Source organism: Microbacterium candidum, assembly GCF_030315975.1.
Classification (GTDB): domain Bacteria; phylum Actinomycetota; class Actinomycetes; order Actinomycetales; family Microbacteriaceae; genus Microbacterium; species Microbacterium candidum.
This window is the reverse complement of record NZ_JASXSZ010000005.1, coordinates 26,747-51,226: the sequence shown is the minus strand read 5'-3', so window position 1 is coordinate 51,226 and position 24,480 is coordinate 26,747. Positions and strand designations below refer to the sequence as shown.

The 24,480-nt window shown below is 70.4% G+C and carries 1 protein-coding gene (running past one end of the window); it reads right to left on the bottom strand.

Translation table 11 applies throughout. The features are described from left to right. Positions 1-24,480, bottom strand: partial view of a DUF7507 domain-containing protein gene (locus QSV35_RS14855; RefSeq protein ID WP_286289586.1) — the 5' portion only. It extends 8,454 nt beyond the left edge of the window; the window shows 24,480 of its 32,934 coding nt (coding positions 1-24,480); it begins with the start codon at positions 24,478-24,480; its stop codon lies off the left edge, out of view.

The window sequence follows — 24,480 nt, the reverse complement described above, 5'->3', positions numbered from 1 at the left end:
CGATCCGTAGACGACGAGCGGCGAGTCCGGACCGCCACCGCCCGTGATCGTGATGACGTTGCCGCCGAGGCGCAGGGGGTTCAGACCCGCGGTCGTCGAGTACTCGGACACCGTCGCGGTGCAGGTGCCGGGCACGGTCGCGCATGCGACCGGCGACGGCACGCCGCTGACGGTCAGGATGTCGTCGGTGGGTCCGCCGATGCCCGTGATCGTGCCGACCGGCATCCCGTCGACGATGAGCGCCTGACCGACCGCGAAGCCGAGCTCCCGCCACGAGCGGAGGTCGCTGCGCGTGATGGTGTGGTTCGTGAAGGTGAACGATGCGTGCGACGTGATCGCCGGGTCGAACACCGCGAGGACGCCCGTGACGGAGGATCCGAGCGCGGGGCCGCCCGCCGCGCCGGTACGGCCTGCGAAGGTCAGGGTGGCGCCGTTCAGGCCGGTGATGATGCCGAACGGCAGGCCGTTCCAGAGGAGCTGCTGGCCGATCGCGAACTCGTACGCGCTCCAGGACTGCCCGTCATTGCGGACGATCGTGGATGCCGTGACCGCGAACGTCCCGGCGAGCCGCAGGTAGCTCGCGCCGCCGCCCTGGTCGACGGTGATGCCGCCGTGGACGAACGTCGTGCCGGGCGTGCCGTTCTCGTTCGTGTACGGCCCCTGCTGCAGCGTGCTCGTGATGAGCAGGTGGTCGTTGCCCTGGCCCATCATGACGTTGAGGACCTGGATGGTGGTGACCCCGGAGTTCGTCTGGACGTTGCCGTTCGCGTCCACCGTGATGGAGCCGTAGGTGATGCCGCTCGGGAAGACCGAGGGCTCGCCGAACGTCGGGTGCGCCGGGTCACCGGGGACGTAGCCCTTGTGACCGCTGAAGTCCACGCCCGGACCCATGCCGAACCCGGAGATGTTCGTCGCGCTCTGGGTGCCCGTCTGGTCCTGCTTCGACCCGTCGTCGAAGATGTTGAGGACGTTGACCTGCTGCGCCTCCGGCGGTTGCGTGCCGATGCCGAACGGTGCCGCGTTCGATTCGCCGGGCATCATGATCGCGTAGCGCAGCGCGCCGTACGTGATGCCGGTCGGGCCGCCCTCGACGGCGAGCGGGCCGCGGATGCTCGAGAGCAGGTGCGGCACCTTCGGGAACTCGAGGATGTGCGCGTTGACGGCGTGGAAGCGCGGGTCGCCGACGACCGGGATCGCGATCGGGACGTACCAGTCGGCCGGAGTGAAGGTGATGACGGGCGCCCACGCGGTGAGGGTGGCGTTGCCCGTGAAGCCGGTCAGCGCGCCGATGCTCTCGACGCCGGAGACCGGGTCGAACACGCCGTCGCTGACGGTCAGCACGTTTCCGTCGATGCCCTGGATCTTGAAGAGCGGGCCGGACGAGCCGATGCGGAACATCATCCCGATCCGGAAGCCCGCATCCAGCCAGCTCTTGCCGTCGGTGCGCGTGATCGTGGCGCCGCTGACGACGACCGGCCCGGTGAAGCTCCCGCGCGAGGCGACGGCGGCGAGGCTGATGCGTCCGCCGATCGTCACGACCGTCTGCCCATCGCCGATGAGGGCGATCGTGACATTCTGCGTCGGCGCCATGGTGAGGCGCAGCGAGTAGGCCGAGCCGGGTCCCGGTGCGGTGCACGAGCTGTCGCTGCACTTGACGACGACCATGTGGTCCGGCGCCTGCATCACCGCGCCCGGCGTCGCATCGCTCAGCACCGTGATGTCGACCGGCGCGTCGGAGGTCGCTGCGTTGTACGCCGCGTCCGACGACGTGGTCGTGAACGTGAGGAGGGTGTGGTGCGGGTCGGATGTCGCGAACCAGAGGCCCGCGCTCGCGACGATCACGACCGGGATGTTCCAGTTGCTCGGGTCGAACGTGAGGATGTACGTGTTGGCGACCGGGCCGGCGGACAGGCGCCCGCTCGCGCTGGAGAGGACGACGCGGCCGTCGCTCGCGGTGATCGTCACGGTGACGGATGCCGTGGGCGCGCTGTTCAGCGAGATCGCGTACGAGCCCGTGATGCCGGTCGCCGCGTTGCCGCTGCCGCCGAGGATCGTCGTGCTGTCGTTCGGCGTCGGCATTCCGGCCGCGTTGTTCGAGTTGCCGAGGTTCGTGACCGTCACCCCGGGGGTGCCCGGGTCGATCTTCGTGACCTCGACGTTGCGGACGACCGAGTTTGCGTAAGCCGGGTCTGCGGAGAGCACCGAGTGGCTGATCTCGTACACGCGCGTCCCGTCGGGCAGCGTGTCGTTGATGGCACCGACCCACACGAGCTGCGGCGTCATCCAGTTCGTCGGCGTGAACACCAGGACGATCGTGCGCTGTGCGACATCCACGGGCAGTCCGTCGACGAGGATGTGGCGGTAGAAGTCGGAGAGCGCTGTCGTCGTCCCGGCGTTCGGGTCGGCGCCCGTCGCGAGCAGGATCGAGTCGCCGTACGGGTTCCCTGTGCGGTTCAGGCGCGTGTCCGGTTCCGCCGTGATCGCGATGTACACGGTGGATGTCGGCTGGTACGCGAGCCGCACGGAGTACGAGTCCAGCGTGCCGATGGGCGGACTGGGGGTGTTGTTCCCGGTCTCGCGCACGACCGTGCCGCCGGCGCCCTCGGAGATGAGGACGGCGCCCTGGTTCGGCTGCGCGACCGACATGCTGACGCCGGGAATGACGAGATCCTGGTACAGCTGGTCCTGCGTCAGCGTCGCGTGGTTGATGACGGAGCTCGTGCCGTCGATGTCCTGCGAGTACACGTTTCCGACGACGTCGCCCGCGACGTTGATCGTGTTGCTGCCGAGTCCGCCGATCACCCGCACGGCGACCCCCGCGGGCGTGGAGAGGACGTCGATGACGTCGTCGCCTTCGAGCGCGTCGATCTCGATGACCTGGATGTTGCGGTAGCTCACCGACATCCCCGCCCCGAACACGCCGTGGTCGGTGACCACGATGTGGTCGGCGAATTCCGTTCCGAGGATCGCGAGCTTGTTGAAGCCCGTCCCGCCGTCGACCGACAGCGGGGCGTTCATGTTGTATTCGACCTGGTTGTTGCCCGCGCCCGTGACGACCTTCGAGTCCGCCGCGGTCGAGTATCCGTTCGTCGTCTTCGGGAGCGGGATGCAGGCCGGGGCCGCGATCGTCAGGCAGCCGCCGGGGAGCACGATGTTGCCCGCCGCATCCGTCTGCGCCAGCGCGAAGCCGCGGACGATGAAGAGGTTGTTGCCGCCGTTGCCCTCCAGGTGCACGACCGCCTGGTTGCTGTAGACGATGAACGTGTTGTTGCCCGTGCCGCCCTGCGCGACGATCGGCGAGCTGTTGCCGCGGGACAGCCAGCCGCGCGTGGTCGCGACCGTGGCGACGTCGAAGACGTTCTCCGCGGCGAGGTTGCCGGAGCCGGCGAAGGTGCCCGGCGTCGGGTTCGCCGACGCGGTGCGGCGCAGGCCGTAGATCTGCCCGATCTGGAACGTGTTGTTGCCCGTGCCGCCGTCGAAGTAGGTCGGCGCCGCGTTGTCGTCGACGGCGAAGTAGTCGTTGCCGCCGAGGGAGTAGACGTGGAGCCCGCCGTTCGCCGCGCTGTCGTAGTCGATGCGCTCGACGCCGAACTGGCCGGTCGTCCCGCCGTTGACGAGCTGGCCGGTCGAGTCGACGGCCTGCGTCTGGTTGAGAGTCGCGTGCAGCAGCGCGACGAACGCCGAGCCCGCAGAGTAGGGGTCGCCCGATCCGGTGGGGTGTGCGCCGGTGCCCTGGTAGAGCGCCGGCCGGGCGCCGGTCTCGCCCTGGATGCCGGACGGCGTGCCGCGCAGCAGGAAGATGTCGTTGGTCCCGTAGTTCACGCCGGTGCTGTCGGGAGCGTTCCCGGTGTAGGTGTCGTAGCCGTAGATGTTGAGCGTGTCGGCGCCGTCGTCCGGCGCGTGCGAGCCGAGGATGTTGAGCTCGTAGTTCGTCGCCTGGAAGAGGCTGCCGCTCGTGTAGACGTCGTACGTGTTCGAGCCGGACTGCCCGTCGAGGGTCAGCGTGTGACCGAGCGCGACGTCGCTGCCGATGCCGACCATCGACTGCAGCCGGTTGACGACGAAGTGGTCGTCGCATCCGGTGGTGCAGGCTGCTCCCGTGCCGTCGCCGACCGCCGCGAACGCGTTCTTCACGGCGGGCACGCTGCTGCCGTACGCGCGCGTGCCGGTGCCGAGGATCGTGCGGTCGAAGACGATGAGGTCGGATGCGGTGTTGCCGTAGATGCGGGTGAGCCCGCCGTCTGCTGCGCCGATCTGGCCGGGCAGCATGCCCGTGGCGGTCTGGCCGCTGCGCAGGACGATGACGGTTCCGTCGTTCGGGTTCGCGAAGCCGGGGATCGCGCAGACGCCGGACGCGTTGCCGGTGCAGTCGCCGTAGATGTCGATGTTGCCCGTCGTGAGCGCCCACTGATTCGGGTCCGTCGTGCCGGTGGCCGATGCTCCGACGCTGTGCGCGAGGATCATGCTCGACGGGTCGGTGACGACGTCGTCGGCCGAGCGCAGCATGATGTTGCCCGCATCCGCTTCGATGAGACCCTGGGGCACGGCCTGCGAGTCGTTCTCCCCCTGCAGCGTCTTGCCGGAGTGCAGCAGCAGGATGCTGTTGTCGTCGCCGCCGGTCGTGCCGTCGTGGGACGCCTCGAGCGTCGTCAGCCGCACGTTCTGGCCCGCGTGCGCGAGGAGGACGTTCAGGGGACCTGCCGTCTCGGTGACGAAGATGCTCGCGTCCGCCTGCGCGGCGACGTCGCACGTCGCGGTGACCGCGCGGTCGGCGTCCGACGCGTTCTGGTGGTTCACGGACTGGTAGGCGAACGTCGACCGGCTCGTGCAGCCCGAGCCCTTGGCGGAGTCGAGGGTGAGGTCCCGCGAGCCGTCCGCCGCGCCGATGCCGCCGCCGTTCGCGACCAGGTCGATCGTGTTGCCGATGACGTCCGCCGCCGGGGTGAAGGAGTACGGGACGCCGACGAACGAGATGGGGTTCGGGTTCGTGTGGCACGCGGATGCGTCGCACCAGTAACCCGATCCGCCGGTCCCGGCGAGGCTCGTCGCGAGCTGGAACGTCGTCGGCCCCGTGAAGATCACGTAGTAGACACGGCCGCTCACGAGCCCCGCGACACCGGCGCCGGTGTAGACGACCTGCTGGCCGTTCGTGAAGCCGTGCGGGGCGGTGGCGGTGATCGTCGTGCCGTCGGTGGCTGCGATGCAGGTCGGCGCGACCGTCTTGAACGGCACCGTCTGGCCGTCGGTGATGGAGCCGGCATCCGTCGTCAGCGTGATGTCCGCGCACGTCGCGGCCGCCGCCGCGAAGCACGTCGAGACGGCGCCGACGTGGAGGTCGCCGAGCGTCTCGGTGAGGCGGATCTCCCCCGGCGCGAAGGCGTTCAGCACGCCGAACGGCTGCGGCTCGACGCCGCCCGAGTCCGTCGCACTGTAGTACGACGTGTCGATCTCGACGAAGTCCGTCGCCGACCCGATCGTGCCGGTCAGCGCCGTGAGCGTCACGTTCACGGCGATGACCTCGGTGCCGCTCTGCGTCGCGGTGTGCGCGTCGACGATGGATGCGGGCGCGGTGAGCGTCACCGTGTCGTAGAAGCTCTTGATCTCCCCCGCGCGCAGGTCGCCGGTGCGCTCGGTCCACGTCACGAAGCCGTTCGTGTGGGTGTTGAGGTTGCCGGCCTGCTCGACGTCGACGAGGCCCTGCACGTCGATGCGCTGGTTCTGCGGGTATGCGGTCTGCGCGTTCGTCAGGCCGGTGTTCGCGGTGTCCTGCGTGTAGCCCTGGCCCGCGGCATCCACCGTGATGGAACCCGTGGGTGTGAGGCCCCCGGCGTCCAGGATCGTGAAGGAGTACGCGCTCGCGATGTCCTGCGGGCTGCTCCCGAACGCGCCCTGCTCGAGGGCCTCGCCGACCGCGGGAGAGGCGTCGCCGTAGTAGAAGACGAAGTACGGCCCGCTCGGGCTCGAACCCGTGGACTGCACGGTCACGCCGAGCCCCGTTCCGGTGCCGGTCTCGTACACAGTGGTCTGCAGCCGCAGCGCGATGCTGTCGCCGGCCGTGATCGCGCCGATCGAGAAGAGGTACGGGATGACCGGCGCCGCCGTGAGGGACGAGTCGCGCAGGCGCTGCAGGAGGTCGAGCTGGATGCTGCCGCCCGCCGAGGCGGTGATCGACTGCGGGTGGTGGAGCCACGTGATGAGGTCCACGTTGAGGTAGGCGCCCCCGGTGCCGATGCCGACGCCCGCTCCCTGGCCCGCGACCAGCTTCAGGATGTTCGTCTGGATGAGGTCGTGGTGCGCGCACCGGTTCGTGGTCCCGGGGGCGTTGGCGGGCACCGAGCTGCAGTTCGGGATCGTCGCGTCGTACGAGCTGTCCACGCCGCGGTCGCCGGACGAGGTGATCGATCCGTACACGTTCGTGATGTCGGTCTCGCCGATCGGGTTCTGGATCGTCCCGTTGATGAGGAGGCCCGGCGGGGGCGTGATCGGGGTGGTCGCCGTCGAGCCCGGGCTGTCATTGGTGATCGTGATGAGGCTCGGCGTCACCATCTCGGCGATCTTGAACGTCGGGGTGGCATTGCTGCCGGAGGCCACGTACTTCACGAACGGCGTGCTCGTCGTGTTGATGACGTTGATGTCGTCGACCACCAGCATCCGCGTCGAGTGGTTCAGGATGGTGACCCCGGTCCAGTTGTCGCGCCAGACGAACGTCCCCCAGTAGTGCGGCACCCCCGTGCAGGGCATCCCGTCGAGCATGACGTCGCACGTCGTGCACGACGCCGTCCCGGTGCCGCCGACGCACGACCCGCCCGCGACGCTGCCGTCGTTCGAGGTCATGAAGATCGCGCCGCTGTTCGCGTTGACGAGGTCGTCCACCTCGAGGGTGCCGGTCGTGCCGACGTCGGTCTTCCCGGGGTTGTGCACGCCGTTGACCGTGATGTTGACGGCCTCGGCGATCGTGCCGTCGGGGTTGACGACGAGGATGGGAGCCGGCCCGGAGTTGATGACGACGTCGGAGTCCCATTGCAGAGTGCTCGAGCTCTTATCCCATCGGTCGCTGATCGGGCCGGTGTTCTCGGATTGCACGTACAGCGCGAGTTCGGTGAGCTTCAGGTCCGTCGGCGCGTAGAGCGGCGACGCCGGAGTGTCGAGCGACGCGTTCTTTCCCGGGACGAGCCGGGGTCCCGCGAAGATCGTGACGCCCTGGTGGCCGTTCACCGCGTTGTTCACGATGATCGGCGCGTTGCCGTTCGCCTCGGGGGTGTTGTGGTTGTCGGTGATGCCACCGAGGGGGATGCATCCACAGGCCGACACATGGTCGTTCGCCGATGTCTCCGCCCCATGCCATGCGCGCAGGTCGACACCGTAGACGCCGGTGATCGTCCCATGGTCGGTGCTGGTGCCGTCGAGGAGGACGCTGTCGTTCGAGGTCACGTTGAGGTAGGCCTCGACGTCGGTGCCGCCGAACAGCGCCCCCATGATCGCGTGCGCGAACATGCTGTTGTCGCCGCTGGAGGTCGCGAGGCCCTGCATCGTGCGGCCGGACAACGCGCTGCTCGCGCCGATCTCGGTGGTGGTGTAGTCGTAGAGGTTCGTGTACGCCTTCGCGGTGTAGCCGCCGACGAGGCCGCCGCCGACGCTGTTCGCATGGTTGTGGGTGTACTGGTGGCTCGTCGACGACACGAGGAGGTCGCCCGCCGCGCTCACGGATGCACCGCCGCCGATCGAGGCGGTGTTGCGCGCCGTCACGTTGAGATCGCTCTCCGTGATGCCGATGGCGACCACGCCGCCCGAGGCGTTGTCGACGGACGACGTCGCGTCGACATTCGCGGTGGACGTGATCGCGGCATCCCCGGTCGCCGTGACGTGCCCGTCGACATACGCGTGCACGGTGGGGTTGTACGTCATCTTCGCCGTCGGAACGGTGACCGACACGAAGCCGCCACCACCGCCGGCCGCGATCGCGAACGACTGGCCGGTGCCCGGAGGCGGAGCGATCGAGCGCAGCGACGTGCCGTCCGGTCCGTACAGACCATACGAGCCGCCGGCCACCGTGGAGACGAGCGGGATCTGGGCCTGGTCGGTCTGCGCCGTGCAGCTCGTGTCCGTCGTGAGGCACGTGGGTACGAGGTGCAGGCCGGAGATGAAGAACTGCTGCAGGCCGAAGACGTCCTGCGCCGTGAAGGTGCCGACGTGCGTGCCCGTCTGAGACACGGTCGTCGAGAGAGTCGTCGCACCCGCATCGACCGGGTTCCCGGACGCGTCATAGGTGACCTTCCGCAGCGAGAACGCCGACGACGTGCTCCCCGGCGCGACGAGGTAGGTGTCTCCATCGACGAGCCCGCCGATCGGCGCCGGCACGAGCTGCTGGATGCCGGGCACGCCGCCCGTCGGCGCGCTGATCGTCAGCCAGGTCGCGTTGTCGTGGCACGTGTTCGAACCGCATGCGTAGTCGTGGGGGACGGCGTCGTACGGGGTCGCCGCCAGGTGGATCCCGTTCGTGCCGGGGATGAGGACGACGTAGTAGTCGGTGTCGGGCACGAGCCCGGTGATCGGCGTCGCGCCCTTGCTCGTGCGGTACGTCACGCGCTCTCCGGTGAACAGGCCGTTGGGCGCGAGAGTGGGCAGCGCATTGTTGTACTGGACGTCGTACTGGTTGGTGGTGGTGCCGATCAGGATGTCGTTCTGGCTCGCGTCGGCCAGGAAGCAGTGGTTCTTGTCGGCGCACGAGGTCTGCACGTTCACGTAGCCGTAGTCGAACGTCTTCGGCGACGGCGCCTGGTACGACACCCGCTGGTCGACCGAGAACGGGTTGCTCGCGTTGATCGTGCTGCCGTTCACGGCGTTCGTCGTGTCGGTGATCGTGAACGACGCGAAGTGCGCCACCGCCTGCTCTTCCGCGGTCGACGTCGCGTAGAGCTGGATGGTGGTCGGGGTGACCACGCGCACATACGCGGTGCCGCCCGCCGCGACTCCGCCGATGCCGACGCCCGTGATCTTGATCGCGTCGCCGTTCACGAAGTTGTGCGGCTGCCCGAACCGGATGACATCACGGCTCGGGTCGATGCCGGACGTGCCCGTCAGGTCGCTCGCATCCACCTGCCCGGTGAGGAACGTGTCTCCGAAGGTGACCGAGTCCGGCGTCTGCGCGATGATCGTGTAGATGCGGCCCGAGGTGAGGCCCGTGATCCCGTTCCCGGTGTACAGGACCGTGTCGCCGACGTTGAGGCCGTGGCTCGGGAACCATACGGTGTTGTTCGTCGTGTCGACGTTGACGCAGTACGATCCGGAAGTCCCGCACGGGTGACTGCCGATCGGCTCCGTGTCCGGCAGCGGCGGCTGGCCGGCGTCGCTGCGGGACTGCGCATCCACCGTCACGTTCCGGCCGGTGACGGTTGCGTTCGCATCGATGTACGCGGTCACGGACGGGGTGCTCGTGACGGTTGCGACAGCGATGCCGACCTGGACGCCGCCGCCGCCGTAGCTCTTCGACGTCGCCGCGCCCTCGGCGCGGGTGGAGATCGCCGTCACCGCGACGTCGCCGGTCACATTGACGGTGTCGCCGTTGCCGATGTAGGCCGCGACGACGGGCTTCACGGTCGCCGTCGTGCTCGTGCCGCCGCCGGCGATCACGCCGCCGACGCCGAGGATGGCGGTCGAGGTCGCGTCGGAGGTGTCCGTCGCCGTCACCGTGAGCGAACCGGGCTTCGCGGAGTTCGCGTCCGCAGGTGCGATCGTGACGCCGGTGTCGACGAACGCCTTCGTGCCGCCCTGCGCGGTGGCAGAGGACACGAGTCCGGCTCCCGCGAGGATGCCGCCCGCGCCGCCGTTGACCTGCGCGTTCGCGACGCGGCTGTGCGTCGCCGTGACGAGGATGTTCGCGGCGGGAGCGGTGATGTGCGCGGCAGGGGCCGTGCCGCTGTTCACGATGGTCGCCGCATCCGTGGTGTTCACTGTCGCCGAGCCGTTCGCGCCGCCGCCACCCGCGATGAGTCCGATGCCGATCACGAGGATCGTGGTCGTCGCGGTGTCGGTGCCCTCGGTGGTCACGGAGAGCTTGCTCGCACTCGTGAGGTCTGCGCCGAAGGTCGCCGTTGTCCCCGCCTCGATGTCGGTGCTCGCCAGCATGACGGCGAGTCCCAGCGCGCCACCCGCGCCGCCCTTGATCGTGGCGGTCGCGGTGTTCACGGACGAGGCGTCGACGATCACCTGCCCCGTCACCGAGATGCTTCCGGCCCCGATGGTCGCGGAGGTCTTCGCGGTGCTCGCGATGACGGCGATCGCGTTGCCGCCTGCACCCGCGAACAGGCTGACCGCGACCGGGAGCGCATTCGTCGTGGCGGTGTTCGTCGCCTGCGCCTGGACCGTGAGACCCGAGGCGCCGCTCACCGATCCGCTGAACGCGGCGGTGACGGGCGCCTCCACCGATGCGGTCGGGACCGAGAACGAGACGTTGAAGTAGAACGCGACGCTCACCGAATCGGCCTCGACGCCTGCGATGTTCACGCCGGTGGCGCGCACGGCGACGGCGCCGGTCGCGGTGATCGAACCCGCTCCGTCGGCGACGACAGATGCGGTGGGTGCGATGTCGGAGATGCTGGTGGAGCCGGAGAGGGCGCCGAAGAGCGCGCCCGACACCGCGAGCGTCTGCGAGTCCACGAGACTCGTGCCGGTCGCCGAGATCGTGACGTCGGTCGCGGCGCTGATGGTGCCGAAGAAGTGCGCTCCGACCGCCCCGCCGAGCACGGCCTTCGCGACGAAGACCGTTCCGGCGCCGAGCACTCCGCCCGAGCCGCCCTTCGCGATCGCGCACGCCGCGTTCGTCGCGCCGCCGGCGAGGCCGCAGTCCGTCACGGTGGCCGGGAAGGCCTGTCCGCTGCTCTGCGTCGCAGGGGCCCCGGCGGTGATCTCGACCGTTCCGCCTCCGGCACCGGCGGCGTGGATGACGGCGGTGTCCTTGGCGCACGCGCCGTTCGTGAACGCGCCGACGCACGCGGTGATGTCGGCGTCCGACGTGATCTCGGCATCCGCGAGCGCGCCGGCGCCTCCGGCGCCGATGCCGAGCCCGACGACGTCGGCGCGGGCGCTCACCTGGTTCTGCCCGAGAGCGGATACGGCGACGGATGCCGCCGAGACAGACCCGTCGAGCTGCGCGCGCGTGTGCCCGGTGATCGTGGCGAACGGGAACATCAGCGCGAGTCCGGCTCCGCCGCCCAGCGCGACGCCGGGCGTGACGGCGGACGCCTCGTTCCAGGCCGTCGCCGTGACCGAGACCGGCCCGCTCGTCGAGAGGTTCGTCGTGGATGTCGTGGATGCCTCGGTGGAGCGCGCGTTCGTCGCGACGGCGACGCTGAGTCCGACTCCGCCGGCGAGCCCTGCGGCGACGTTCACGGTGAGGGCGTCGAGCCCGGTGTGGTGTCCGGTCGCGGAGACCACGAGACCGCCCGTGCCGGTCTTGCCGTAGGCGCCGGAGGACGCGCTCGTGAGTCCGGAATACGTGATGACGGCGACGTCCGCGGAGATTCCGATGCCGACTCCGCCGTCCACGGCGACCACGACGAGCGTCGGGGTGAGGGAGTCCGTGGCCTCGACGTCGAGACCGCCCACGGCGTTGGGGTCGGCGGTGGGGTCGGTCGCCGGGTCGCGTCCGTCGCCGAGCAGCACGCCTCCGACCGTCGCCGTCGTGTCGCCGCTGATGACGTCGACGATGACCGACGCGCCGATGGCCCCGACGCCGACGGCGAGCTGGACCGAGACGGTCGTGACCGTCCGGTCGGCGGCCGCCTTCACCGACACTCCGTCGCGCGCCCGGCTGATGACGGCACCGGTGTCGATGTGCGCGTTCTGGCTCGACGAGTCGACGAGGACGAGCACCTGGCCGGAGACGGCGAGACCGCCCGCGGTCCCGGCGATGATCACGCCGAGGACGCTCTCGGTGAGGTTCGCGCGCACGCCGACCGTGCCGCCAGCGCTCACCGATGCGCCCGTGTAGATGCCCGCATCCGTGTGCAGTGCGAGCGTCATGACGCTGACGCTGACGCCGAACCCTCCGAGGCCGACGGCCGCGACACCGGCGGCGGCGACCGCATCCAGGCCGTCGTCCGCCGTGACCGCGACGTTGCCGCCCGCGTGGACCGAGCCGTAGATGCCGGCCGACGTCCCGGCGGGAGGCGCCGCCTGCGTGAACTGGTTCGTGACGAGGGATCCGCCGGGCTTCGTGATCTTGCCCGACGTGGCGTGCGAGACGCCGCCGTACTGGAACTGCGCCTCCGACTGGACGTTCTGCCAGTCCGTCGTGTCGACGTCGGGCGTCGCGTTCGGAGTCGTCGTCGAACCCGCGACGATGTCGTTCAGCGCCTGGTAGTGCACGCCGTCGTACAGGACGATCGTGCCCTTGGTGTAGGCGACCGTGCCGTCCCAGGCCGCACTGTCGGTGTTGCCGAGGATCGAGCCCCAGCCGTCTCCACCGTCGTTGCCCGAGGCGGCGGTGTCGCCCATCTGCTGCGGGCTGCCGCTCGTCTCGCGCCAGTCGGTCGCGACCGCGCCCCCGGCCGTGAGCGGCGCCTCGTTCGTGTTGTCCGCGAAAGCGGTGAAGGTCCGGCCCTCGTACGTGACGACGGCCTGCTTCTTGAAGGTCGTGGAGCTGTTCCACGGCGTCGACTGGGGCTGCGTCGCATCCTTGTCCGACTGACGCCACCAGTCGGACGACGACCCGGTGTCGACGGGCGTGTTGCCGAGGTTGCCGCTCTTCGTGGATGTGTAGGTGTGCGTCACGCCGTCCGTGCCCTGGTAGGTCACGTGGTCGCCCGCAGCGTAGGTCGTGCCGCTCGTCCACACGCCCTTGTCCGGTCCGTAGGCGCTCTGCTGGTAGGTCGCGGTCGGCGCGGTGCCGACCGACCACACCGAGACGGCTCCGGCGAGCCCGACGACCCCGCCGCCGAGGCTGATCGCGTAGGTCTGGACGTGCTTGTACGCGAGCGCGTTGACCTGCACGTTCGACTGCGCCCAGATGTCGCTGCCGGTCCCGAGGTAGGCCTGGACGGACACGTTCGCGACGCCGATGTCGACGGCGCCCGCGGCGCCGACGAAGCCCACGGCGACGCCGCCCGCGAAGGTCAGCGCGCTGAAGGAATCCGTCGCCGAGACGTCCACCGACTGCGTCGGGGACGCGCCGGCGATGACGCCGTTCGTGCCCTGGTTCACCGTCGTCCCCTGCGCGATGAAGGCCTTCGTGACGACCGTGAAGACGTGGACGCCGACGCTGCCGGCGACGCCGACGAGGCCGCCGCCGACACCGGCGACGATGCCGAACGCCGTCTCGCTCGAGGACGCCTGCACGGCGAGGCCCGTGAACGTGCCGTAGACGCCGAAGGTGCCGACATCCCGTGTCCCGTCGTCGATCCCGGAGAGCCCGGCCGGGTTCCCGGCGAGGACCGTGACGACGTTCGATCCGCCGAGGTACGCGCTCGTGGTCTTGTTGATGACCGCGACGTCGACGCCCGCGCCGACGCCCACCAGGCCGCCCCCGAGACTCGCGGTCACGAGGATGAGCGTCGAGGGAGCGGATGCGAGCACCGCGATGTCGCCGTTCGCGTGGAGCGTGACGTTCTGGCCGGTGTGCGCGTCCACCGACTCGCTCACGACGGTGACCGTGACGCCGCCGGCCACACCGACGTAGGCCGCAGCGGCAGCGACCGCGGCGACCGAGATGATCTGGTCGCTGCCGGTCGCAGTGACGACGATGTCTCCGGCCGCCTGGATGTCGGCGCCGTCGCCGATCGTGGCGGCGGTCGCGATGTTCACGACCCGCACGCCGACGCCTGCGCCGACCGCGGCGTCTCCGGCGACGGCGACGGATGCGGCGACGCCGAGCTGGTAGAAGCTGTTGCCCGCGACGACGAGGACGGACTGGGTGGATGCGGGGCCCGTAGGGTCGCCTGCAGTGACCTGCGCGTCGGCGCCGATCGAAGCCGTCGTGTTCACGGTGACGACCGCGACGGATCCGGCGACCGCGAATGCCGCGGTTCCTCCGCCGCCGGCCGAGACGCCGAGGGCGAGGATCGTGTCGCTGTTGGTCGCGGTGACGGCGACGCCCGTGAAGCCTGTGGTCGTTCCGGTCGTGATGATCGGGGCGCTCGTGGCGCTGCCGTCGGCGGTGGAGAGCGTGCCCTTGGCGACGATGCTCTGCGAGTGGCCGGTGCCGCCGGTGCCGAGCGGGAGGTAGGTGCCGGCGAGCGCATCCTTGTTGGTCGCTGCGAGCCGGATGATCGTGCCGTGGTCGGTCGTCGCGGACGAGACGATGATGACGTAGTACGTCTTGCCGTCTTCGAGTCCGCCGATCGGGGCACCGCCGCCGGTGCTGTAGACCACCTCGTCGCCGGTCTGGGCCTCAGTGCCGGCCTTGGTGTCGAGTTCGTAGGGAAGTGTGATCGTGCCGGTGGCCGTGTTCACGTCGTTCTGCGGGGTGAACCGCGGCGACGGATCGGCTGCGATGCCGGGCTGGTTGGTGGGGACGAACCGCTGGTGCTCGCCCATGAGTCCCGTGGACGGAAGCGAGAGTCCCGTGATCGGAGGGCCGCGTGGGCTGTCGCTCAGCTGGATCCACGTCGGGTAGTTCGGGACGTTCAGGATGTAGTACTTCTGACCCGGCGTCAGTCCGTTGATCGCGACCCCGCCGCCCGCGTCGTACAGGACCTCCTGGCCGTTCGCGAAGCCGGCCGCGTAGCCGAGGTTGATCGCCGAGCCCGTGGGAGCGTTGAACGGGGTCTGGCTCGGCAGGCCCTGGCACCCGATCGCGTTGCACCCGCCGGTCGGGCCGTCGCTGTAGCCGCGCGGGTCGAACGCTCCGTCGATGCGGCTCGTCGCGTAGGAGCCCGTCGCGACGGTGCCGAAGCCCGCGTTCGTCCCGAAGCCGGCGACGATCGCTCCGTCGCCGATGGATGCCGTGGTCGTCTTCGTGACGATCGGCACGGACGCGCCGACGCCCGCGGCGACCGATCCGGAGACGGCGATGTTGCCGCCGACCGAGGTGAGGTCCAGCACCTCGTCTGCGGCGACGATGACGTTGCCGCGCGCGGAGACATGGGACTTCGCCCCGAGGGTCGCCGTCGTCGTGACGTTGATCACGGGCACGGTGACGTTGACGGCGATCGCGAGGTCTCCGCTGAAGGCCGCGCCGACGGAGAGCGAGTCGATGTTCTCGCTCGAGGTCGCCCGGATGACGGTGTCGCCGCCCGATGCGGTCGCAGCGCCGGTGGCGGTCGCCGCATCCATCGTTCCGAGCGAGGCGCTCGTGGTCTTGTTGATGACCTCGACGTCGACGCCCGCGCCCACCCCGGCAGTGCCGCCGATCGCGAGCTGGCCCGCGAGGGCGAGGAGCTTCGTGTGGTCGTCCGCCGTGATCCAGATCGATCCGGGCGTCGCCGTGCTCCCGCCGTCGCCGACGCTCGCGCGCGTGGTGTTCGTGAGGACCTCGATGGTCGCGGATCCCGCGACGCCGACCTCGCCACCACCGCCGCCGGCAATCGAGATCTCGTTGATGTCCTGCCCCTGGCTGGCGCCGACCGTGACACCGTTCGCGCCGGCCGGGCCGTCCGTCGTCACCTCGACGTCGTTCCCGATGACGGCGGAGACCGGGCTCGTGCGCACGAGCGCGATGGCCGAGATGCCGATGCCGGCGGTGCCGCCGAAGGCGAGCCCGCCCGCGTAGAGCTGGATCGACGTCTTCGAGCCGTCGGCCGCGAGGTTCGTCGCGGTCACGGCGAGATCGCCCGCGTCGATCCTCGAGCCGTCGCCGACCGACGCGTACGTCCCGGCGCCGGTCCCGGCGTTCACCACGAAGACGATGATCGAGCCGGACGCGCCGACCTTCGCGGCCGCCCCCGCCGACGCCGCGACGGCCAGGACCGGGTCGGTGGATGCGGCTTCGACGGTCGTCGCTCCGCCCGACCTCGTCACGTCCCCGCTGCCGAGGGAGGCGTTCACCGTCTGGTTCGTGACGCTGACGATCACCGCGACGCCCACGCCGACGTTGCCGGTCGTGGCGCCGATTCCGCCCGAGATGTCGGTCTGCACGATGTCGTTCGTCGCCTTGACGGTGAGCGTCTGCTCCTCGGTGCCCTTCGTCTTCTGGTTGACGAGAGCGCTGCCGCCGACGTGCGCGTCGGACGTGAGGTTCCACACATCCACGACGAACGAGCCGGCGACCGCGACGGATCCGGTGCCCGCACCGCCCGAGACGGCGATGCTGCTGATGACCGGGTTCGTCACCGTCGAACCCGATGCCGGCGGCGGGATGAGCGAGACCCCAGGGACCTCGCTGAGGTTCTGCAGGGCCATCGAGGCGAGCAGCGACAGGTCGAAGCCCAGCTGGCCGACGCTCGTGGTCGCGCTGATCGTCGTCGCACCTCCCGCATCGAGCGAGGTGCGGGCAGCCGCGCTGGAATCGACGATCGCGGTCGTGGTGATCGGGGAGAGGACGTTGACCGCGATCGCGGCCCCGAGCGCGACGCCCTTGATCGAGACGGCGGCGGCGACAGCGAGGTTCTGCAGGCCCAGGGGGTTCGAGGCCGCGACGGTCAACTCGCCCGTGGCCGACAGCGCGCTGCCCGCGCCGACGAACGCGGCCGTGTCGTACAGCACGACGTTGATGCCGACGGATGCCGCGAACGACGGGTTCTCCTTGCCGCCCGAGCCCGCAAGGCCCCACGCGATGACCGTGTTCTCCTCGGGGTCGCCGTTCGGGTCCTTGGGCGTCGCGGCCGTGACCGCGATCTCGTCGCCGGTGAGACTGGATCCCGCGCCGACCGTCGCGTGGTTCACGACGTCGACGTAGTTGAAGCCGATCGCCGCCGCGATGTGCGTGCCGCCGTCCTGCGGGTCGAGCGCCGCGCCCATGGCGCGCGCCGCCGACGTCGTCCACTGCGTCGCCTCGACCTCGATGGAGCCCGGGACGGCTGCGACGCCGCCCGTCGCGGGGATGCCGGTGGCGACGATCACGAGGCCGGGGTCGATCGTCGCGGTGTTGGAGGTCTGCAGCCACACGAACGCGATGCCCGCTGCCGCGCCGACGCCCTTGCCGCCGGACTTGCCGGTCTTCGACTCCGACGCGGCGTCGCCCTTCTGCTGGGAATCCGATGCGCTCTTCGGGTCGGCACCCGCGACCTTGCCCGCGTTCGGGTCCTTCTTGACGGTGTCGGAAGCGGTCTGGTCGGCGGACTTCCCCTGATCGCCGCTGCCGTCGAGGTTCGGAAGGTCGAAGCCGCCGATGACGCTCGCGTTCGCGAGCGCGGCGACGAGGGCCTCCGACTCGGCGCGCACGGTGACGGTGCCGGCTGTCACGCTGCGACCGAGTTCCGCGGTCGTGGTCCAGCCGAACACGAGCGGCAGCGCGACTGCTGCGCCGACGCCGACCGATCCCTCCCCCGACTGGACGACGTTCGCGTTGGCGTTCGTGTTCGTGGCGTCGACGGAGTGGGATGCCGACACGGTGACGTCGCCGGTCACGACCAGACCCGCCGGGGCCGAGCCGATCCGCGCGATCGCCGTGTCGCCGGAGTCGACCACGAGCGCGACCGCGGGGCTGAACGCCTTTCCGCCCTGCGTGCCCGCTTCGGCGATCGTCGTGATCTTGCGCTCGGATTCCGCGGAGACCTCGACGTTCCCGCCCGCGGTGAGTGGGACGCCGTCTGCGATCTCGGCGCGGACGATCGTGTCGGCGAGGACCTGGATCGCGACGGATGCGCCGACCCCGATCTTCGTGCCCTCGTCGTTCTGGCCTGTGATGGGCGCAGCGATGTTGCAGGGCAGGCCCAGGAAGGGCTGGCACGTCTTGAACCCGGCACGGGCGGATGCCTCTGACCCGTCGTCCTCGGAGTATCCGGCGATGAGCGTGACGTCACCGCTGCCGGCGTCGATCGTGGCGCCGCTCGGCGCGAGGGCCTCCGTGTGTGCGGAGACGATGTTGAGGGCGAGGGCACCCGCCGCACCGATGTTCTCCGTGTTGCTGGATCCCGCCTTGGCGGTCGCCTCGATGGTGTGCGTCTTGTCGACGGGGTCGCCCGCCTTCTCCGGTTCGACCTCGGTCATCGTCGCCGTCACCGAGACACCCTGCGCGTGGATGGTCGAGGCGCCGGTCGTCGCGATGTTCACGATCGTGACGTCGTTGACCGCGACTCCCGCACCGACGCCGTTCGTGGCGTCCGCTGCCGTCTGCCCGTTGCCCTCGCTCTTCACATCGGTGTTCGCCGAGCTCACGAGCGACACGGCATCCGTCGCGCTCGTCACGGTGATCCCGTCGGCGAGGAAGGCGTGCGATGTCGTGTTCACCACGCTCACGGTGACGGCGCCCGCGATGGAGAGGGAGGTCCCCCCGGTGTCGCTGTCGCCGGCGGTCGGAGTCTTGTCCGCGGACGCGCCCTGCCCTGTCATGCCCCGCGAGACGATGTTGCCCTGCCCGAGGAAGGTGTCCGCGAGGCTCGTGACGCCGCCGTTCGACTCGGTCGGAGCGCCGGGGGCCGCCGCATCCGTCTTGCTCTCGCTCGTCGACTGACCGATCGCCGCGACCGACACGGATCCGTCGGCGGTGGCATCGCGCGCGATCCACGCCTCGACGTCGTCGCCGGCCACCTCGATGCTGATCGCGAGCGCCAGGCCGAAGGACTCGGCATCCACATCGCCCGACGCCTCGCTGCCGACCTTCGCCTTCTCCTTCGCCTCGATCTCGATCGCGCCCGTCACGGCGATGGCGGCGCCCGTCCCGATGAACGCGTGCGTCGTCACGTTCACGATCGTGAGAGCGACCGAGGGCGAGAGCCCCACTTTGCCGCCGGAGGTTCCCGAGACGGCCTTCGTGTCGGCGCCGTTGCCGTCGTCGGCCTTGATGGAGAGGTCGTGGCCGCCGATGAGCGCGACGCCGTCGTCGATCGCCGCGGTCGTCGTGACGTTGTCGATGTTGAGACCGAAGGAGGCGCCGACGCCGATCTTCGGGGCTTCCGCCTGGTCCGGCGTGCCGTTCATCGGCACCGCGATGAAGTAGTGCGCCGAGCCCGTCGCCACAGACGGGTCGAGGGTCATCACCTCCGGGTTCGGCAGGATCGCGCCCGGATAGGAGCTCGCCAGCCCGAAGTATCCGGGCTTGATCATGACGACGTAGTAGATCTGGTTGTTGACGAGCGTCGTCGGGCAGCCGAGCCCGGCGATCTTGCAGCCCGGGTCGTGTGCGATGCCGATGGGGTCGCCGCCGCCCGTGCGATAGATGACGGGCTGACCGGTCTGGAGGTTGCCGTCGGTGAGCACGTAGGCAAGCTGAATGGTGTCGAGCGGAGGAGTCGTGCCCGCCGGGTACGTGATGGACGGGTTCGCGATGATCGCCGTGGACGGGTCGAACTGGTCGAAGAACGGGGTCGCGCTGGAGACGGAGTCCAGCTCCGTGGATGCCTCGAGCTTGACGTCTCCCCCACCGGCGTTCACGTGCGCGTAGACCGCCGGGACCGCGGGAGTCGTCCCGCTCGCGGGGACGGCCGCCTGCGACTTCGCCTGCGCGCTCGTCGTGCTCGAGACGACGTCGAGCGCGACAGACCCGTTGAGGCCGAGCGTCGTGCCGCCGCCCGTCGCGGAGATCGCGGTGGCGCTCTCGCTGTTGCTGCTGTCCGCGGTGCCGTCGGCGTTGTGCGGCGTCATCGTCGCCGACAGCTCGACGCCTTCGGCGGTGACGTCCGCGCCGGGCGCGAGGTCGGCGAGGTTGCGGATCGTCACGAAGTTCATGGCGACGCCCGCACCCACGGCGACCGCGGCACCCCCCGTGCCGGTCTCGCCGTCGGCGAGCGCCGATCCGTCGGTGTTTCCGCTGGATGCGAGGGCGAGCGGACCGCCGGCCGTGATCGTCACGGTGCCGGGAACGGTCACGTCGCTCACCGAGGTGACAAGGTTGAACGAGATGGCGGCCGCCGCGCTGATCGGCGTCTGAGAGTCGGTCGCGCTGCCGGCGGTCGGCGTCTTCTTCGGGGCGGCGCCCGCCAGCGCATCGGCCATGCCGAGATAGCGGTCCGCCTGGCCGTTGACGGATGCGGCCGGGCTCGAGTTGTCCGACGGCGCGCCCGCCGTGCCCGCCCAGGTCGTCGCGCTGGTGGCGGACGTGCCGATCGCGCTGAAGCCCACTTCGTCGACCGCCTGGATGCTGCGGGCCGTCGTCGCGTGCACCTCGTGGTCGACGTCGTTGACGGCCACCGAGACGCCGATGCCGCCGTCCGACGTCGTGTCGCCGCTCGCGCCGGTCGCGACCGATGCATCCTGCGTGGCCGTCGCGGTCAGTCCGCCGTCGAGCACCAGCAGCGAGCCCGCCCCGATCGTGGCGTTCGTGGCGACGTTCGAGATCGCGACCGAGACGACCGGTGTGAACGCCACGGTGCCGCCGGTGGATCCCGCCTTCGCCAGCAGAGTCGACGAGTTCGTCGTCTGCGCGGTGAGCGTCAGAGACTTGGCACCCGTGAGCGCCGAGCCGTCTCCGAGTGCGGCCGTGCCGGTGTCGTTCACGATGTTGACGGCGACGCCCGCGCCGAAGCCGACGTTGTCGAGGGGCTTCTGCACGAGGGACAGGAAGTGGAAGTCGCCGGACGCCACCGTCGGATCGAGGGGCAGAACGTACTTCGCATAGTCCGAGAGCGACGTGATCGGGTTCTGCGGGAGGTAGAGGCTGCCGGACACGAGCTGGTACGCGGTCAGCCCCGTGGTGGGGTCGGGCAGGCACACGAACGGGAGGGCAGGGTCGACGGTCGGGCAGTACAGGTAGTACGTCCCGCCCATCGTGAGGCCGCCGATGCTCGTGCCGCCGCCGTTCGAGTAGGTGACCTGATCGCCCGTCATCGCGGGGACGCCCGCGAGGAGTCCGTTCGAGTGGATGATCGGGAACGGCAGGAAGATCGTGGTGCACGACGTCGCTGTGGAACACCCGCCGACCGACTTCCCGTCGGTCGGGGTGAAGAAGTCGCCCGCGGGGATCGCGTTCGTCGTCGACTCGGTCGTGTGGACGCTCGTCAGCGTGACGTCGGCGGGCGCGGCCAGCTTGAGAACCGCGTTCGGCGCGAGTGTAGCGGTGTGCGTGACGTTGACGACGTTGACGGCGAATGCACCCTGGAACGCTCCGCCCGCTCCCGCGCCGACGAGGTTGACGGCGGTCCCGGCGCCGGCGGTCGCGCTCGTGTCGAACGTGTCGGTCGAATCCGGCGCCTCAATGGTGACGCCCCCCGCGGTCAGTGACACGCCTCCGCCGATGTGCGCGTCGTCGACGACGGTCGCCGTGTCGACGCCCACCGCGACGCCGATGCCGACCGCGAGACCCGGGTTCACCCCGCTGCGGAGCACCGCGTGGCCGTCGGCCGTGACGGGAGACGTGACGCCGCCGGCCGCGTGTACGAGCACCTGCCCGGTGCCGAGATCCGCCTGGAAGGTCCCGGATGCCGGGGCGATGTACGCCTGGGTCGTCGCGTTCACCTGCGCGACCGCGAGGGCGCCGGCCGCGACGAGCGGGCTCAGCGCCGTGATCGCTCCGGTGAGGAACTGCTGCGGCGTGATGACCGTCCCGTCGGCGCCCGTGTTCTGCGTCGCACCGCCCGGGCTCGCCGCCGCGTTCGTCGTGAGCGCGTTGGCCGTGTCGGCGGTGACGGAGAGGGCGGATGCCTTGTTCCCCGACGTCGTCGCGTCGATGAACGACGTCGTCGACTCGTTCAGCGTGACGAGGGCGATGCCTGCGCCGGCCGCGGCGAGGAGCGCGTCGGCGGTCGTCGTGAGGTTCGTGCTGGTCGCGGCCGCGACCGTGACGGCCTTCTTCACCTGGAAGGTGGTGGTGCCGGACAGGTTCGTCTGCGCGATGTTCTTCACGTCGAGCTGCGAGTACGCGGCATCCACCGAAGGATCGGTGCCGTTCGCCGGGTTGGACGCGGCCGACGCGGTGACCGTCGAGGTCGCCGAGACGTTCACGCTGTCGCTCGAGACCACAGTGGTGTCCTTGAGCGTGACGGTCGCGCTCGAGCTCACCGAGACGATGTTGATCGCGTTCGCCGAGGTGGGCGACGAGCCCGAGGTCGCGGACAGAGTGATCGCGCCGCCGCGGATGGTCGCGCCCGTGATGACGACGGATGCCGCCGCCGATGCGGTGATCTTCGCGTTCGCCGTCGTCCCGTTGTCGGTCGAGGAGGCCGTGAAGGTGATGGTGCCGTCGCCGGTCGAGCTGGTCGTGTCGATCACGACCGTGCCCACGACGATCTTCGGAGCCTGGACGACGAGCGTCGCCCCGGGGATCGTGAGTCCGCCCTGGAACGTGACCGAAACGTCGGAGGTGATCGTGAGGCTCGCGGTCCCGGTCTGCGTGAAGGTCGTGCTCTCGGTGCCGCCCGACACGGTCACCGTGCCGTCGCCGTTGTTCGTCACCGTCGCGTCACCGGTCTGGTGGATGACGACCGATGCCGCGCCGGCGGCGAGGGTGACCGGCTCGAGCCCCGCATATCGGAGTGCGACGCCGTCCACGAGGAGCGTCCCGGAGTGCGCGTCCGTTCCCGAGGACACGACGGACTGCCGGTGCCCCGCGATGACGAGCGAGTCGTAGCCGCCCGCTCCCCCGTCGACGAGACCGGAGATCGATCCGCCCGGCTGCAGCGTGAACGTGTCGCGGTTGTTCGCGGCCCCGCTGAGGTTCGCGACGTTCGTGAAGGAGACCGGACCGAAACCGCCGGTGCCCGGACCTGTGATCGCCCACTGCGTGTCGGCCGCGGGGCCGCCGATCGTGTTGGTGCCCGCTCCCCCGTCGAACGCATAGCTCACACCCGCGGGGGTGCCCGCGGGGTCGATCGTGACGACGTCGTCCCCCGCACCGCCGACGATGCTGACTCGGGTGATCCCGGCGATCGGGGCGGACTCTGTCGCGCCGGTCGCGTCCGCGTACACGACGGATCCGGTCGCCGCGTCGAAGCTCACGCGGCCGTCGAGCGTGCCCGACCCCGCGCTGAGCGTGAGGGTGCTGCCGCTCGCGACCCACACGGGGCCGGTGGCTGTGGGCGCTGTGGGGGTCGCCGTCGGAGTCGTGGAAGTCGGGGTCGTGGAAGTCGGAGTCGTCGGCGAGGTCGACGGAGCCGTGGTCGCGGTCGGAGTGCTGGGCGCCGGAGTCGTCGCAGTCGGGTCCGGCGTGGTCGTCGCAGTCGGATCCGGCGTGGCCGTCGCAGTCGGGTCGGGCGATGTCGCCGGTACCGGAGTCGTCGCGGACGCGTCCGTCGCGGTCGGAGCAGGAGTCGGAGCTGGACTGGTCGCATCCGTCGTCGTCGCCGCTGCCGTCGTCGGCGCCGCCGGAGCGGGAGCCGCGGGAGCGGGAGCCGCGGGAGTAGGCGCCGGCAGGAGCGACGCATCCGCCTGCCACACCTGGCCGGGCTGGAGCGTCGGCGCCATCAGTCCGCTCGTCGCGTGGTCGAGGCCGAGGTAGTGGCCGAGCTCGTGGCGGATGACGGTGCGAAGGTCCATGTGGGCGGACGCGGGATCCGCCGGGAAGGTGACCGACCAGCCCCAGCCGGCGGCATCCGTGCTGACGACGATCGACGGGCCGGTCTGCGATCCGAGCGCCAGCCCGGCCAGTGCCGCCGATGTCACCGTCACGCCCGAGAAGTCCGCCGACGGGTCGACGGCCCGCCAATCGGCCTCAGCCTGCGCGGCGGCGGTGGACAGGTCGGAGGCGCTCAGCGCGCCCGCGGGCCCAACAGGCGTCGCCGGTGCCGAGGCGGCGTCGAGGTGCTGCGTCGTCGTCGGCGCTGTGGTCGTCGCGGCCGACGGCGACGGAGTCGGCGTGGGCGTGTCGCTCGAGGTCGGCGTGGGTGTCGGCGATGCACTCGGCGTGGGCGTCGCGCTGGGCGTCGGCGTCGCACTCGGCGTCGGCGACGATGTCGGCGTGGGCGTGGGTGTCGGCGATGCACTCGGCGTCGGGTTCGACTTGCCCGAGGTGCAGGTCACAGAATTGCCGTCCGCCGAGTGGACGCACGTCATCTGCGACCCGGATGTGCCGGAGGCCGGCGTCGGGCTCGGAGTCGACGGCACCTGCATCGGGACGGTGGTGATGGGGACCGACCGAAGGGTCGGGATGGTGATCGACGGAAGGACGACGGTCCGCACCGCGGTGCGGTGCGTCTGCGTCTGGACCACCGTCTGCTGCTGCGCGGCTGCCGCTCGGAGCGCGGCGATGACGAGGTCCTGCTCGAGGAGGCGCTGCAGCGCCACGGTCGTGTTCGCGCGGGCGGCGGCCTGAGTCGCGGCGGCGGACGCCGCATCCGCCTTCGTCACCGGCGCTGTCGCCGCGGTCGCGACACCGGCATCCAGCTGCCCGCCGAGGGTGACGGCGACGACCATGGCGAGGGAGGCGACCCAGGTCGCGGCGCGGCGCAGGCGCGATACGGGCGCAACGGGCGCGCTGGAGGCACGCCCGTCTCCCCATCGCTTCTGCACAGCCAT